At 44.9% G+C, this 14,457-nt stretch carries 13 protein-coding genes; 10 read left to right on the top strand and 3 right to left on the bottom strand.

Features of this window, described 5'->3' with window-relative positions; all coding sequences use genetic code 11:
• Positions 1 to 22 precede the first annotated feature (22 nt).
• From cpdA to parC, 4 genes are all read left to right on the top strand, one after another.
• Positions 23 to 847, top strand: a complete 825-nt coding sequence (gene cpdA / locus ACED28_RS02545) for a 3',5'-cyclic-AMP phosphodiesterase (protein WP_009848963.1) — start codon at positions 23 to 25, stop codon at positions 845 to 847.
• Positions 847 to 1,452, top strand: a complete 606-nt coding sequence (yqiA, locus tag ACED28_RS02540; RefSeq protein ID WP_371709208.1) for an esterase YqiA — start codon at positions 847 to 849, stop codon at positions 1,450 to 1,452. The genes cpdA and yqiA overlap by 1 nt, the downstream gene beginning before the upstream one ends.
• 239 nt (positions 1,453 to 1,691) lie before the next feature.
• A complete protein-coding gene (gene parE, locus ACED28_RS02535) occupies positions 1,692 to 3,572 on the top strand; it encodes a DNA topoisomerase IV subunit B (protein WP_012603198.1) in 1,881 nt (626 codons plus the stop codon).
• 3 nt (positions 3,573 to 3,575) lie between these two features.
• A complete protein-coding gene (gene parC / locus ACED28_RS02530; protein ID WP_012603199.1) occupies positions 3,576 to 5,834 on the top strand; it encodes a DNA topoisomerase IV subunit A in 2,259 nt (752 codons plus the stop codon).
• 137 nt (positions 5,835 to 5,971) lie between these two features.
• Here parC and degS read toward each other — a convergent pair whose 3' ends face one another.
• From degS to zapG, 3 genes are all read right to left on the bottom strand, one after another.
• Positions 5,972 to 7,036 carry an outer membrane-stress sensor serine endopeptidase DegS gene (degS, locus tag ACED28_RS02525; protein WP_029225535.1) on the bottom strand — a complete coding sequence of 355 codons (1,065 nt, stop codon included), beginning with the start codon at positions 7,034 to 7,036 and terminating at the stop codon, positions 5,972 to 5,974.
• A 157-nt stretch (positions 7,037 to 7,193) separates the two neighbouring features.
• The gene (locus ACED28_RS02520; protein WP_029225534.1) at positions 7,194 to 8,549 is read right to left on the bottom strand and encodes a DegQ family serine endoprotease; all 1,356 of its coding nucleotides are present in this window, start codon (positions 8,547 to 8,549) and stop codon (positions 7,194 to 7,196) included.
• Positions 8,550 to 8,675: 126 nt separating this feature from the next.
• Positions 8,676 to 9,131: a Z-ring associated protein ZapG gene (gene zapG, locus ACED28_RS02515; RefSeq protein ID WP_371709207.1), complete on the bottom strand. Its 456-nt coding sequence runs from the start codon at positions 9,129 to 9,131 to the stop codon at positions 8,676 to 8,678.
• Between the two features lie 219 nt (positions 9,132 to 9,350).
• Between zapG and zapE the strand changes: the two genes are divergently transcribed.
• From zapE to ACED28_RS02485, 6 genes are all read left to right on the top strand, one after another.
• Complete coding sequence (gene zapE, locus ACED28_RS02510) at positions 9,351 to 10,454, top strand: cell division protein ZapE (RefSeq protein WP_371709206.1); 1,104 nt, start codon at positions 9,351 to 9,353, stop codon at positions 10,452 to 10,454.
• 247 nt (positions 10,455 to 10,701) lie between these two features.
• Positions 10,702 to 11,130, top strand: a complete 429-nt coding sequence (gene rplM, locus ACED28_RS02505) for a 50S ribosomal protein L13 (RefSeq protein ID WP_010434689.1) — start codon at positions 10,702 to 10,704, stop codon at positions 11,128 to 11,130.
• 13 nt (positions 11,131 to 11,143) lie between these two features.
• Positions 11,144 to 11,536 (top strand): 30S ribosomal protein S9, encoded by a 393-nt coding sequence (gene rpsI, locus ACED28_RS02500; protein ID WP_004740758.1) that lies wholly within the window; start codon positions 11,144 to 11,146, stop codon positions 11,534 to 11,536.
• Between the two features lie 330 nt (positions 11,537 to 11,866).
• A complete protein-coding gene (gene petA / locus ACED28_RS02495) occupies positions 11,867 to 12,457 on the top strand; it encodes a ubiquinol-cytochrome c reductase iron-sulfur subunit (RefSeq protein WP_010434692.1) in 591 nt (196 codons plus the stop codon).
• Complete coding sequence (locus tag ACED28_RS02490; RefSeq protein WP_009848941.1) at positions 12,457 to 13,722, top strand: cytochrome bc complex cytochrome b subunit; 1,266 nt, start codon at positions 12,457 to 12,459, stop codon at positions 13,720 to 13,722. Before petA ends, ACED28_RS02490 begins: the two co-directional genes overlap by 1 nt.
• Positions 13,719 to 14,456 (top strand): cytochrome c1, encoded by a 738-nt coding sequence (locus tag ACED28_RS02485; RefSeq protein ID WP_009848942.1) that lies wholly within the window; start codon positions 13,719 to 13,721, stop codon positions 14,454 to 14,456. Before ACED28_RS02490 ends, ACED28_RS02485 begins: the two co-directional genes overlap by 4 nt.
• Position 14,457 lies beyond the last annotated feature (1 nt).

The raw sequence follows: 14,457 nt of genomic DNA, 5'->3' as shown, positions 1-14,457 counted from the left end.
TAACGTATCTGGATTTGTTATTTTGGAATTATCACACACTTCAAAATTTGATGAGAGCAGTATTAAGCTTGTACAGCTAACGGACACGCATTTATTTGCGCCGAGCAATGGCAGCTTATTAAGCATCAACACTCAAGATAGCTTTCGTGCTGTAGTCGATGCCATTGTTAGTCAGGGCTTTGACTATCAAGCGATTTTAGCAACCGGTGATATTTCTCAAGATCACAGTGCTGAGTCGTACCAAAAATTTGAGTCAGGAATTCAACCTTTGGATAAACCGTGTTACTGGTTGCCAGGGAATCATGACTTCAAACCGAATATGGGCAGTGTTTTACCATCACCACAAATACAATGCGTTGAGCATGTCTTGCTAGGTAATAATTGGCAGATGGTGATGCTGGACTCGCAAGTGGTTGGTGTGCCTCACGGACGTCTCAGTGATCAACAGCTTGATCTACTAGAACAAAAGCTAACCGAATTTCCCGAACGTAATACCTTGGTTCTGCTGCACCACCATCCACTATTGGTTGGCAGTGCATGGCTGGATCAACATAATCTGAAAGATGCTGATCAATTTTGGGAAGTGGTTCAACAGCACACCAATGTGAAAGCGGTACTGTGTGGTCACGTTCATCAAGACATGAATCGAGATCATCATGGTGTACAAGTCATGGCAACACCGTCGACTTGTGTGCAATTCAAACCTAACTCAGATGACTTTGCGGTTGATACTTTGTCGCCTGGTTGGAGAGAGATTGAATTGCATCAAGATGGATCAGTAAGTACGCAAGTACGCCGTTTACCTCATGGACAATTCTTACCTGATTTTGAAGCGGCAGGTTATTGATGTTTGATTCTGAACAGCAAGCCGCTAAGCCGCCACTGCTTCTCTATATTCACGGTTTTAACAGTTCATCACGTTCTCACAAAGCAACGGTGATGACTGACTATTGCGCGGAGCATCGTCCTGATATCAAGGTGATGACACCTCAACTGCCGAGTTTTCCTCAGCAAGCGGCCATTTATTTGCAGCAACTGGTGGAGCAATATAAAGAGCAATATCAGATAGCGTTGGTAGGTAGCTCGTTGGGTGGCTATCTTTCAACATGGCTGAATAGTCACTATGGCTTTAAAGCTGTGGTTGTGAACCCAGCCGTTAAGCCGTATGAGCTTCTTGCTGACTATTTAGGTGAACAAGTAAATCCATATACAGAAGAGCGATATGTTCTGGAAACAAAACATATCAATGAACTGAAGGCGTTAGAGGTTCCGGCTATCGCTCAGCCGAGTGACTTCTGGTTACTTCAGCAAACGGAAGACGAAGTTCTGGATTACCGACAAGCGGTAGATAAGTACCAAGGTGCAGTACAGACAGTAGAAGAGGGGGGGGATCATAGCTTTGTTAATTTTGAACGCTACCCCCAACAAATCATCACCTTTCTAAACCTTTAATCTGTTTCAGCAATCAAGTAATTTTCTCTTGTTTGACTGTTATTTCATCTATCAGTGGTGAAATATCATAGTTTGATGCCTTAGTTTTTGAACTAGCTTGACATCATTACTCAGCTTCCAGACTATATTCCCCAATACTTCGCTCGTTCGCTCTACTATGACGGTTCATAGTAATGATTTCGCTTTAGTCAAACTAGAGCCAGCGAACTGACGCAAACTTTTTGAGTAAACTCCGTATTATGACTGAACAATATAATGCAAAAGACCTCGAGGTACTTGAAGGTCTCGACCCCGTGCGACATCGCCCGGGAATGTATACCGAGACAGAAAGACCAAACCACCTTGCCCAAGAAGTCATTGATAACTCGGTTGATGAAGCACTAGCGGGACACGCTAAGAAGATTAAAGTCGTGTTGCATGCTGACCAATCGTTAGAAGTGACGGATGATGGCCGTGGTATGCCGGTTGATATCCACCCTGAAAAAGGGATCTCAGGTGTTGAGCTGATTTTAACTAAGCTCCACTCTGGCGGTAAGTTCTCGAACAATAACTACAAGTTTTCAGGTGGTTTGCACGGGGTAGGTATCTCGGTGGTAAACGCGTTGTCAAAACGTGTTGAAGTGACGGTTCGCCGTGACGGTCAGGTACATGAAATTGCCCTTGAAGGTGGTCATGCCGTAACGGATCTTACTGTTACAGGTACTTGTGGTCATCGCAATACAGGTACGACGGTACATTTTTGGCCAGATCCAAAATATTTCGATAGCTCTAAATTTTCGACACTTCGTCTAATTAACAACCTACGTGCAAAAGCAGTTCTTTGCCCAGGTTTAGAAATTACCTTTGTCGACAAGGTTGGCGGTGAAGAACATAAATGGTTCTATGAAGATGGCCTAAAAGACTACCTTGCCGAAGGCGTGAAAGGTTACACCTTACTTCCTGAAGAACCGTATGTTGGCGAATTCGTAGCTGAAACAGAAATGGCAAACTGGGCGATCATTTGGCAGCCAGAAGGCGGTGATATGATCACCGAAAGTTACGTGAACTTAGTACCGACTAAACAAGGTGGTACACACGTAAACGGTCTTCGCCAAGGTCTGCTTGATGCAATGCGTGAGTTCTGTGAATTCCGCAACTTGCTACCACGTGGGGTTAAGCTAACGGGCGACGATATTTTCGATCGCTGTTCGTACGTACTCTCGGTGAAGATGCAAGATCCGCAGTTTGCTGGTCAAACAAAAGAGCGCTTGTCTTCTCGTCAAACCGCTGCGTTTGTTTCTGGTGTGGTAAAAGATGCGTTTAGCTTGTGGTTGAACGAAAAGCCACAATTGGCAGAACAGTTAGCAGAAGCTTGTATTGCGAATGCTCACCGCCGTATGCGCGCAAGCAAAAAGGTTGTGCGTAAGAAGATTGCTTCAGGCCCAGCATTGCCGGGTAAGCTAACCGACTGTTCGGTTCAAGATTTAAGTCGTACCGAAATCTTCTTCGTGGAAGGGGACTCGGCGGGTGGTTCAGCTAAACAAGCACGAGATCGTGAGTTCCAAGCGGTTATGCCACTTCGCGGTAAGATCCTAAATACATGGGAAGTGTCAGCGGACCAAGTATTGGCTTCACAGGAAGTACATGATATTTCGGTTGCTCTGGGTATCGATCCTGATAACGATGACTTGTCAGGCCTGCGTTACGGTAAGATCTGTATCCTTGCCGATGCGGACTCGGATGGTCTTCATATCGCGACACTGCTATGTGCACTATTTACTCGCCATTTCCATGCATTGGTTGAAGCGGGTCATATCTATGTGGCAATGCCTCCTCTGTATCGTATCGATTGCGGTAAAGAAGTGTTCTACGCACTTGATGACGCAGAGAAAGATGGTGTGCTTGAGCGACTATCGCAGAAGAAAGCTAAGATCAACGTGCAACGATTCAAAGGTCTGGGTGAAATGAACCCACTTCAGTTACGTGAAACCACCATGGATCCAAACACTCGTCGTCTTGTTCAATTAACGATTGATGACAACGAAGCGACCAACGAGATGATGGACATGCTGCTTGGTAAAAAACGTGCAGATGATCGCCGTACATGGCTACAGACTAACGGTGATATGGCCGAGGTATAATGGATGTCTAACGAAATTACATATGATGGCGTTGAACAGTTGCCAATGCGCAAGTTCACCGAAGATGCCTACTTAAATTACTCAATGTACGTGATCATGGATCGTGCATTGCCGTATATCGGTGATGGCTTGAAGCCAGTACAGCGTCGTATTATCTACGCGATGTCTGAGCTGGGCTTATCAGCTGCATCGAAATACAAAAAATCAGCACGTACCGTTGGTGACGTATTAGGTAAGTATCACCCACACGGTGACTCTGCTTGTTACGAAGCGATGGTACTGATGGCGCAGCCGTTCTCCTACCGCTATCCATTGGTAGATGGTCAAGGTAACTGGGGTGCTCCGGACGACCCGAAATCGTTCGCGGCGATGCGTTATACCGAAGCGAAATTATCTAAGTTTGCTGAGGTTCTGCTAGGTGAATTAGGTCAGGGCACCGTTGATTGGCAACCAAACTTTGATGGCACAATGAAAGAGCCTCAAATGTTGCCTGCACGTCTGCCTCACATCTTACTTAACGGTATTACTGGTATCGCGGTAGGTATGGCGACGGACATCCCGCCTCACAATGTCCGTGAAGTGGCGAACGCAGCGATTCACTTGATTGATACGCCGAAAGCTGAACTTCCAGATGTGATGGGTTTCATTCAAGGCCCTGATTACCCGACAGAGGCTGAGATTATTTCGCCGAAGTCGGACATCGAAAAGATCTACCGTACTGGACGTGGCAGCATCAAGATGCGCGCGGTTTGGCACAAGGAAGGCTCTGATATTGTTATCACGGCTTTACCTCATCAAGTGTCAGGTGCGAAGTTACTTGAGCAAATTGCTAACCAGATGCGCGCTAAGAAGCTGCCAATGGTTGACGACTTGCGTGATGAATCGGATCACGAGAACCCAACGCGCATCGTTGTCGTTCCTCGTTCAAACCGTATCGACTGTGACCAATTGATGAGTCACCTATTCGCTTCGACGGATCTAGAGAAAAACTTCCGCGTTAACTTGAACATGATTGGTTTAGACAATCGTCCTCAAGTTAAAGGCCTAGTTCAAATTCTGAAAGAGTGGATTGAGTTCCGTCGCACGACCGTTCGCCGTCGTTTGCAGTACCGTTTAGATAAAGTACTAGCACGTTTGCACATCTTAGAAGGTTTGCTTGCTGCTTATCTTAATATCGATGAAGTGATTGAAATCATTCGTACAGAAGACGAACCATGTCCTGTATTAATGAGCCGTTTCAACATTTCTGAAATTCAAGCCAATGCGATTCTTGATATTAAACTTCGTAACTTAGCTAAGTTAGAAGAGTTTAAAATCCGAGCGGAACAAGAAGAGCTTGAAGCTGAACGCGAAAAGCTTGAAAAGCTACTCGGTTCAGAGCGTCGCTTGAATACGTTGATCAAGAAAGAAATCCAAGCCGATGCAGATAAATACGGCGATGATCGTCGTTCACCTCTGATTGAGCGTGCTGAAGCGAAAGCGCTAACAGAACGCGACTTAGTACCAAGCGAACCAATCACGGTTGTGTTGTCTGAGAAAGGTTGGATTCGTCATGCTAAAGGGCATGAAGTTGATGCTGAAGGCTTGAACTACAAATCTGGTGATAAGTTCTTAGCGAGTGCTAAGGGTAAGAGTAACCAACAAGCGGTGTTCCTTGGCAGTGATGGCCGAAGCTACTCCCTTGAATCTCATTCATTACCGTCGGCACGTAGCCAAGGTGAGCCAATTACAGGCCGCCTGAACGTCAGCCCTGGTACTTCGATTCGCCAAGTGGTGATGGGAGAGAATGAACAATTATGGTTAGTCGGTTCTGATGCAGGTTATGGCTTTGTTTGTAAGGGTAGCGATCTGCTGTCAAAGAACAAGAGCGGTAAAGCGTTAGTTAACTTGCCACAAGCTTCTGAAGTGATGTTGCCAAGCCCTATTGCAGATCTGGACAGTAACCAGATTCTGGCGATTACTAACCAAGGCCGTATGTTGTTGTTCCCTATTAAAGACCTACCTCAGCTGAGCAAAGGTAAAGGCAACAAGATCATCAACATCCCTTCTGCGAAAGCAAAAGAGCGAGAAGAGTTTGTATCGCATCTGATGGCTATTCCAGAGAATGCAACGCTGACTATTTACGCGGGCAAACGTAAACTTGGCTTGAAACCTGCGGACCTTGAAAACTTCCGTGGTGAGCGTGGTCGTCGTGGTGGTCTGCTCCCAAGAGGTTTGCAGCGTGTGACTCGCATCGATATCGATGAACCTAGTGACGCCTAGTTTTGATTGAGTTTATCATTAGCTTTGATTGATAAAAGAAAACCCAGCTTAAGAGCTGGGTTTTTTGTATCTATACTTTTTGTCTCTGTAATTGGCGGTTTGAGTTACTAGCTATTAGCAATCAAACTAAATAAAGACTACAGGCGTGTGTCTTCGGTAATGGTGACCTTGAGTGTCTTGTTTTCACCTTTGCGCAATACACCAACATCAATGATAGTACCCGGGCGAAGGTCAGTAACAATGTCCATTACGCTCTGTCGTCCGCTAATTTGGGTGTTGTTGATGCTGATAATGATATCTTGTGCTTCAAAGCCGGCATCGGCTGCAGGACCATTCGGGTCAATGCCTAAGACAACAATACCACCGATGTTCTTAGTACCGAGCAAGCGTGATGTCACCGAATTGATGTCTTGTCCGTCGATACCAATATAACCACGAATGACACGACCATCGGCGATGATCTTCTCCATGATTTTATTAGCAAGTGAGTAGGGGATTGCAAATGAGATCCCGTAGGTTTCCATGTCGGTAGCTTGTTGGAAAGAAGCCGTGTTGATACCGACGAGCTCACCTTGTGAGTTAACCAGTGCACCACCTGAGTTACCTTCATTGATTGCAGCATCAGTCTGGATAAAGGCTTGGTGACCATCTGCACTGATCGAAGAACGACCTGTTGCAGAGATAATGCCAAAGGTTGTCGTTTGCCCTAGGTTGTATGGGTTACCGATAGCCAGCACCACGTCGCCGACATTTGCTTTGTAATTCGGGTTCAGTGGAATAACAGGTAAGTTGTCACCGCTGACTCGGAGTATCGCAATATCGGTGCGTTTGTCTGAGCCGACAAGTTGTGCGGCCGCTACTCGTCCGTCTTGAAGTGCCACGACTATTTGGTCAGCTTGAGCAACAACATGGAAGTTGGTAATGATGTAGCCTTTCTCACTAACAATCACCCCTGAACCTAATCCTTGAGTTAGTAGCTTGTTGCGATCGCTTTCTGCGTATTTACGACTATAAATATTGACCACAGCGGGTGCAGCTCGTCGCACCGCTTGGTTAAATGAGATCTGAAGAGAGCCAATATTATCGACTTGAGGGTTCGTGACGTCTGCAACAATCGCCGGCCTTAAACTCGGGAATGCGAGAAGAATAAGCGCCGCTGAAACGAGTCCAAGGGAAATAGAACGAAATAGAAAGGACAGCATGTTTCCCTCTTCAACAAGTAAGGTATGAAGCATCCGTCAATGGATGACTGACTTGATTATCAGTGAAGCATAGCATTTTGATTGATCTAAAGAAAAGGGAGACTGAGTAAGTTTAAAGCAAACTTACTGAGCCCCCTGTAATTACGCTGACGTATGGCTATCGAATAACTAGATAGATAGTCCTATCGTCTCGCTGGATATTAAGTGCCAATACGCCAGGTTGTTTTTCAAGAATCTTTCTAAATTCAGCAAGGTTCTTAACTGGTTGTCGGTTTACCCCGATGATGATGTCATCTTTAAGAAGCTGATAAGCTTCTGCTGGCGAACCTTGAGCGACACTTGATACCTTGACGCCTGTCGCTGAATCGCTGTCGGTTGTGTTGGTGAGCTCTGCACCGGCAAGTCCTTCATGGAGCTTTTCAGCTTGTGTCTTACTATTTGTGGATTCACCAAGCGTGACGTCAAAGGTCTTATTCTTACCGTCACGAACCACGCCTAACTCGATCTGTTTACCTGCACCTAAGGTGGCTACTTTGGCTCTTAACTCACTAAAAGTGTCAATACGCTTACCGTTAATGGAGACAATGACATCGCCCGCTTTCAATCCGGCTTTGTCTGCAGCACTGTCGGGTACAATTTGGCTAACAAAAGCACCTTTGCTGGACTCATAACCAAGCGCTTCAGCCAATTCCGAGGTGACCTCTCCACCTTGGACACCAAGCATGCCACGTTTTACTTCACCGAAATCGAGAATCTGTTCAGTCAGGTTTGTCATCATATTGGATGGAATGGCAAAGCCGATACCGACATTGCCTCCGTTAGGTCCTAGGATGGCCGTGTTGATACCAATCAGTTCACCGTTAAGATTCACTAACGCACCTCCAGAGTTACCACTGTTAATCGCGGCATCGGTTTGAATGAAGTTTTCGAAGTTCTCTAGATTGAGACCGCTACGTCCTAACGCTGAAACGATACCGGATGTTACGGTTTGACCAAGCCCAAATGGGTTGCCGATAGCCACACTGAAATCGCCGACTCTCAATTTGTCGGAATCTGCGACTTTTATCTGGGTAAGGTTTTTGGCTGTTTCGAGTTTTAATAGCGCGATATCAGACATCTGGTCGCCGCCGATGAGCTCTGCATCGTATTCTCGACCATCATGCAGTTTTACTTTGATATCGTCGGCACCATTGATGACATGGTAATTGGTGACAATATGGCCTTTCTTGGCATCAATGATGACACCAGAGCCTAGCCCGCGGAATGGACGCTCTCGTGTTTGTTCTGGACCAAAAAAGAATTGAAATTGTTCAGGGATTTGCTGACGTTGTACCTGTTTGCCTTCTACGGCAATACTAACCACAGCGGGGGTTACTTGTTCAAGCATAGGAGCAAGGCTTGGTAATTGTTCATTACCCACACTTAATGGAAGTGCGGCTGTAGCTTGAATGGGGGTGATGATTGAACTTAAGCTTAAAGTCAGTACTGATAAAGCAAGCAAAGGTTTTTTCATCATAAACTCCTCTCTAGTTAAGGTCTTAACCCTCTTATACGTTTAATAAGTATGAGAAGTTTCAAATGACCTGAGTGAAAGTTATGACTCAAAAACCTTTGTAAAGTTCACAGAAGTGTTAAATGTTTACGATGCTTTTGCTGTAACGACATCGGGAGCATCCATGATTTCTTTCTTCTGCTCGGTAAATAAACCCGTTGCGCCATTAGCGTAATCTTTCGGTTGTTCTTCAAGCGTCGACTCTTTAACTGAAGACTTATCTTGTGGCTTATCCGAATGAACCGCGGCTGTTTTCACAAATGGGTTGTCTTGCTCTGGCAGGTTAGGGAGTAGCTCTGAGCTTGTTTTTTCCATGTGTTGGTAAAGCTTTGTATAGTCCTTACCTAAGGTGTCTAACATTTCTGCTGATTTCGCAAAGTGGTCAGCTAGCTCTTGTCGCTGCTGTTCCAGGGCAAACTTTGCGCTATCTAATTCTTTCTGTACGTTCTTTTGTTTTTTGTATTCAGGTGTCATGAGACGAGAAATAGCGACCCCTAAAATAACTCCGACTAGTAAACCGGCAACGGCATACATCCAAGGCATAACAGCTCCTTATTATTGTTTTTTAACATGTTTGTTACTGCTTAGTTACACGTGATACAGCTCCATGGTACTATGAGAAAGCCGCAGTATAAAGAGAAATGCGTGTGCGCTAGTTAGCAGTTTGATGCTGCATTATTCACCGCATAGCGACATGTCTCATACTGTTTGGGCTCATTTTTATTTGCTGTCTGATATCGCTTTCATTGTGGAAATGTCGTCATGAATCCCATTAAAAAATACGAACAAGATATAAAAGAACATGGATTTCAAAGAGATCTAGCACAAGAGCAAGCCGTTAAATCTTTAGATGAACTCTTTCATCAATTCCAAGATTACATGAATGCCCCTATTCCTCAACTGACTCGATTCCAGAAGTTAATGGGCAAAAAGCCAGAACTGCCACTGCCACCAAAAGGCCTCTATTTTTGGGGCGGCGTCGGGCGCGGTAAAACCTATTTAATGGATACGTTCTACGATGCCTTACCGACCACAAAAAAAATGCGCGTTCACTTTCACCGCTTTATGTATCGAGTCCATGATGAGCTAAGGGCACTAGGTAATGTTAGCGACCCGTTGCCTCTAGTCGCAGATAAGTTGAAAGAAGAAGCGGATATTATCTGTTTTGATGAATTCTTTGTTTCAGACATCACGGATGCGATGATCTTAGGAACCTTGTTCCAAGAGTTATTCGCTCGAAACGTTATCTTGGTTGCGACCTCTAATATTCCACCTGCGGATCTGTATCGCAACGGGTTACAGCGAGCGCGTTTCTTACCCGCTATTAAGCTCATTCAAGACAACTGTCATATTCTTAATGTTGATAGCGGAATTGATTATCGTCTGAGAACCTTAGAGCAGGCTGAGATCTACCATTACCCACTGGATAGCCAAGCGAACATTAACCTCGAAACATATTACGCGCAGCTTGTTGGTGAAGATAAAGAGAAGCTTAAGCAGATAGAGGTTAATCACCGTCAATTAGATGTGGTCGAAGCGAGTGATGGTGTGCTGCATGGTACTTTTGCTCAGCTTTGTCAGTCGGCTCGTAGCCAGAACGATTATATTGAGTTGTCTCGGGTTTATCACACGGTTCTATTGGCTGATGTGTTGCAAATGGGCGTGACTTCCGATGACGCTGCTAGACGCTTTATTGCGTTAGTTGATGAGTTCTATGAGCGCAATGTGAAACTGATTATTTCAGCGGAAGTGGAGCTAGAAAAACTATACACCCATGGTCAACTAGAGTTTGAGTTTAAACGTTGTCAGTCGCGTTTAATTGAAATGCAGAGCCATGAGTATTTGGCAAAAGAACACTTAAGTTAGCTTTGATTATCTCGAATAAGAAAGAGAATTAAAAAAATCGTGATTTTGTTCAAAAAGAGGTGATTTTTTCTTCGCTCTTATCTATAATCCTGCGACCTACCGTTACTGCGGGCCTCTAGCGATGAGTAAAATCACGTTATGCCAAGAGTTTTCCAACACTCGAAGGGGTGATGAATGGTAACTCTTAGACAGTGGGAATACGCGAGTATTCCTTAAGTGTAAATTTTTTAAATAGGTAATTATTAGCATGAAAACTTTCGTTGCTAAACCAGAAACTGTAAAACGCGACTGGTATGTTGTAGACGCTGAAGGCAAAACTCTTGGCCGTCTAGCAAGTGAAATCGCTTCTCGCCTACGCGGCAAGCACAAAGCAGAATACACTCCTCACGTAGACACTGGTGATTACATCATCGTTGTTAACGCTGAGAAAGTTGCTGTAACTGGTAACAAAGCTAAGGGTAAGGTTTACTACCGTCACTCTGAGTTCCCAGGTGGTCTTAAAACTATCACTTTTGAAAAGCTAATTGCTAAGAAACCAGAAATGGTTCTTGAACTAGCAGTTAAAGGTATGCTTCCACGTGGTCCACTAGGCCGCGCGATGTACCGTAAGCTTAAAGTGTACGCTGGTACTGAGCACAACCATGTTGCTCAACAGCCACAAGTACTAGACATCTAAGGGGATTAAGACAATGGCAGAGAATCAATACTACGGCACTGGTCGTCGCAAAAGCTCAGCAGCTCGTGTTTTCATCAAACCAGGCTCTGGTGAGATCGTAATCAACAAGCGCAGCCTTGATGTTTACTTCGGTCGTCCAACTTCTCGTATGGTTGTTAAACAACCTCTTGAGCTAGTTGAACTAACTGAGAAACTTGACCTTTACATCACTGTTTCTGGTGGTGGTATTTCAGGTCAAGCTGGCGCAATCCGCCACGGTATCACTCGTGCTCTTATGGAATACGATGAAACTCTACGTCCTGCTCTACGTGCAGCTGGCTATGTTACGCGTGACGCTCGTTGCGTTGAACGTAAGAAAGTTGGTCTACGTAAAGCACGTCGTAAACCTCAATTCTCTAAGCGTTAATTTTTCTTTACGAAAAAGTACACGCTCCCAGTTTTTCGACTGGAATTGTGGTTCAAAGCTCGGCTATATGCCGGGCTTTTTGTTTTTATTCCCCCTCTAAACGCTTTCCCTCCCTCGTTTTATTTCCAAATTCTTATATTTTGAAAGCTTTTGTAACCCAATGTGCGCTTTGCCTCATGATTGTTACAAAAAGGTAGCTTTATCTTGTCAAAAAGTAGGGTTTTATTTATCATTTGCCGTCAATAAATAGAACTAAATACATATTTTGTTAGCCATGCTCTTTATTCGGAATTATTTCAATCCATAAGGAGCAAATGGGAGAATGTTTGGATGAGCAACGCGCCTTTAAATAACGGTCGCAGGCGTTTCTTAACCGCAACAACAGCCGTTGTTGGTGGTTTAGGAGCAGCTGCTGTAGCCGTGCCTTTTATTAAATCATGGAACCCGAGTGCCAAGGCGAAAGCTGCAGGCGCACCGGTGGAAGTGGAAGTCAGTAAGTTAGAGCCGGGACAAATGGTTCGTGTCGAGTGGCAAGGTAAGCCTGTATGGGTTGTACGCCGTGCTGAATCGGTGCTAGAGAATCTAAAAGCGATCGGTGGTCAACTTCGTGACCCTCAATCTGAAGCTGAACAACAACCAGAATACGCGCAGAACGAGTTTCGTTCAATTAAGCCGGAATTCTTCGTTGCTGTTGGTTTCTGTACGCACTTAGGTTGTTCTCCAACTTACCTGCCAGATTCTTTTGCAGAACAAGTTCAGGGTGTTAAGTCTGGTTTCTTCTGTCCTTGCCATGGTTCAAAGTTTGATATGGCAGGTCGAGTATTCCAAGGCGTACCAGCTCCATTGAACCTTGTTGTACCAAAGCATATGTATTTGAGTGACACTAAGATCATGATCGGTGTGGACGAGGGAGACGCGTAATGCAAGGATTGCTTGATTGGGTAGAGAAACGTCTACCCGCGATGAATGCTTACAAGAAGCATTTATCTGAATACCCAATGCCTAAGAACTTTAACTTTTGGTACCTTTTTGGTTCTTTAGCAATGTTAGTACTGGTTAACCAAATCCTTACGGGTATTTGGCTGACAATGAACTATGTACCGTCTGGTGAGGGCGCATTTGCTTCTGTTGAATACATCATGCGTGATGTGGAATACGGTTGGCTACTGCGTTACATGCACTCAACAGGTGCATCGGCATTCTTCGTTGTGATCTACCTGCATATGTTCCGTGGTCTAATCTACGGTTCTTACCAAAAGCCTCGTGAGTTGCTTTGGATCTTCGGTATGTTGATCTTCTTAGTGCTTATGGCTGAGGCTTTCATGGGCTACCTACTACCATGGGGTCAAATGTCTTACTGGGGTGCTCAGGTAATCATTTCTCTGTTTGGTGCGATCCCTGTTATAGGTGATGACCTAACGCTTTGGATCCGTGGTGACTACATCATCTCTGGTGCAACGCTGAACCGTTTCTTCGCACTGCACGTTATTGCTCTGCCAATTGTACTTCTGCTGCTTATCGTACTTCACGTACTAGCGCTGCACGAAGTGGGTTCGAACAACCCAGACGGTATCGAAACCAAGCTTCCTAAAGGCACAATGGGCGACGACTACAAAACTCAGTTCCCATTCCACAAGGATTACACTAAGAAATACGACATCATTGACTCTATTCCTTTCCACCCATACGGGACGGTAAAAGATATGGTTGGTGTTGCTGGTTTCCTATTCTTGTTCTGTTACGTGCTGTTCTTTAACCCAGAAATGGGGGGGTACTTCCTTGAACCGCCTAACTTTGAAGCTGCAAACCCGCTGAAAACACCTGAGCATATTGCTCCAGTTTGGTACTTCACGCCGTTCTACGCTGTACTTCGTGCTGTTCCAGATAAGCTGTTAGGTGTAGTTGCAATGGGCGCTTCAATTGTTGTGCTATTCCTACTGCCATGGTTCGACCGTTGTAAAGTGCGTTCTTACCGTTACCGTAGCAAATTGCATTTGATTAACATCATCCAATTCACAATAAGCTTTATTGCGCTTGGTGTACTTGGTGCGCTTCCAGCAACGCCTACATACACGCTATTAGCTCAAATCTTTAGCTTAGGTTACTTCATGTTCTTCGTTCTGCTGTGGTTCTACAGTAAAAATGAAGCGACGAAACCATTACCAGAAAGGGTGACATTCAAATGAAAAAGTGGATTGTAATTTTATTTGCTATGTTGCCGTCACTAGCGATGGCAGCGGGTGCAGGCGTACCATTAGACAAAGCAAACAATGATTTAACAGACAAAGCTTCATTACAAAATGGCGCTAAGATGTTCATGAACTACTGTTTCGCTTGTCACTCAACGCAGTACCAACGTTATGAACGTGTTGCGAATGATTTGGAGATTCCTTTAGACCTAATGAAGGAAAACCTGATCTTCGATCCTGAAGTGAAAATTGGTAGCTTGATGGTTAACGCTATGCCTTCTGAGCAAGCTGCTAGTTGGTTTGGTGCTCCACCACCAGATCTAACATTGGTTGCTCGTGTTCGTGGCGCAGATTGGCTATACACGTACCTTCGTACTTTCTATGAAGATCCGTCTCGTCCATTTGGTGTGAACAACCTGGTTTTCCCAAGTGTTGGTATGCCGCATGTTCTTGAAGAGCTACAAGGTATCCCAACGCCAATCTACGATACTCACATGGTCGATGGTGAGGAAGTTAAGGTTGTTGTTGGTACTGAAACGGATGGCTCTGGCGAATTAAGTGCTGGTGAATATGACGAAGCAGTTCGTGACCTTGTTAACTTTTTGGTTTACTCGGGCGACCCTGTTCAACTTGAGCGTCATGCTATGGGTTGGTGGGTAATGGCCTTCTTAGTAATCTTCACTATCATCGTGATTTTGCTGAAGAAAGAGTATTGGCGTGATGTGCACTAAT

The organism is Vibrio sp. 1F253 (assembly GCF_041439295.1).
In the GTDB taxonomy this organism is placed as follows: Bacteria; Pseudomonadota; Gammaproteobacteria; order Enterobacterales; family Vibrionaceae; genus Vibrio; species Vibrio tasmaniensis_A.
The sequence above is the reverse complement of the archived record's forward strand: the minus strand, read 5'-3'. Positions and strand labels throughout refer to the sequence as shown.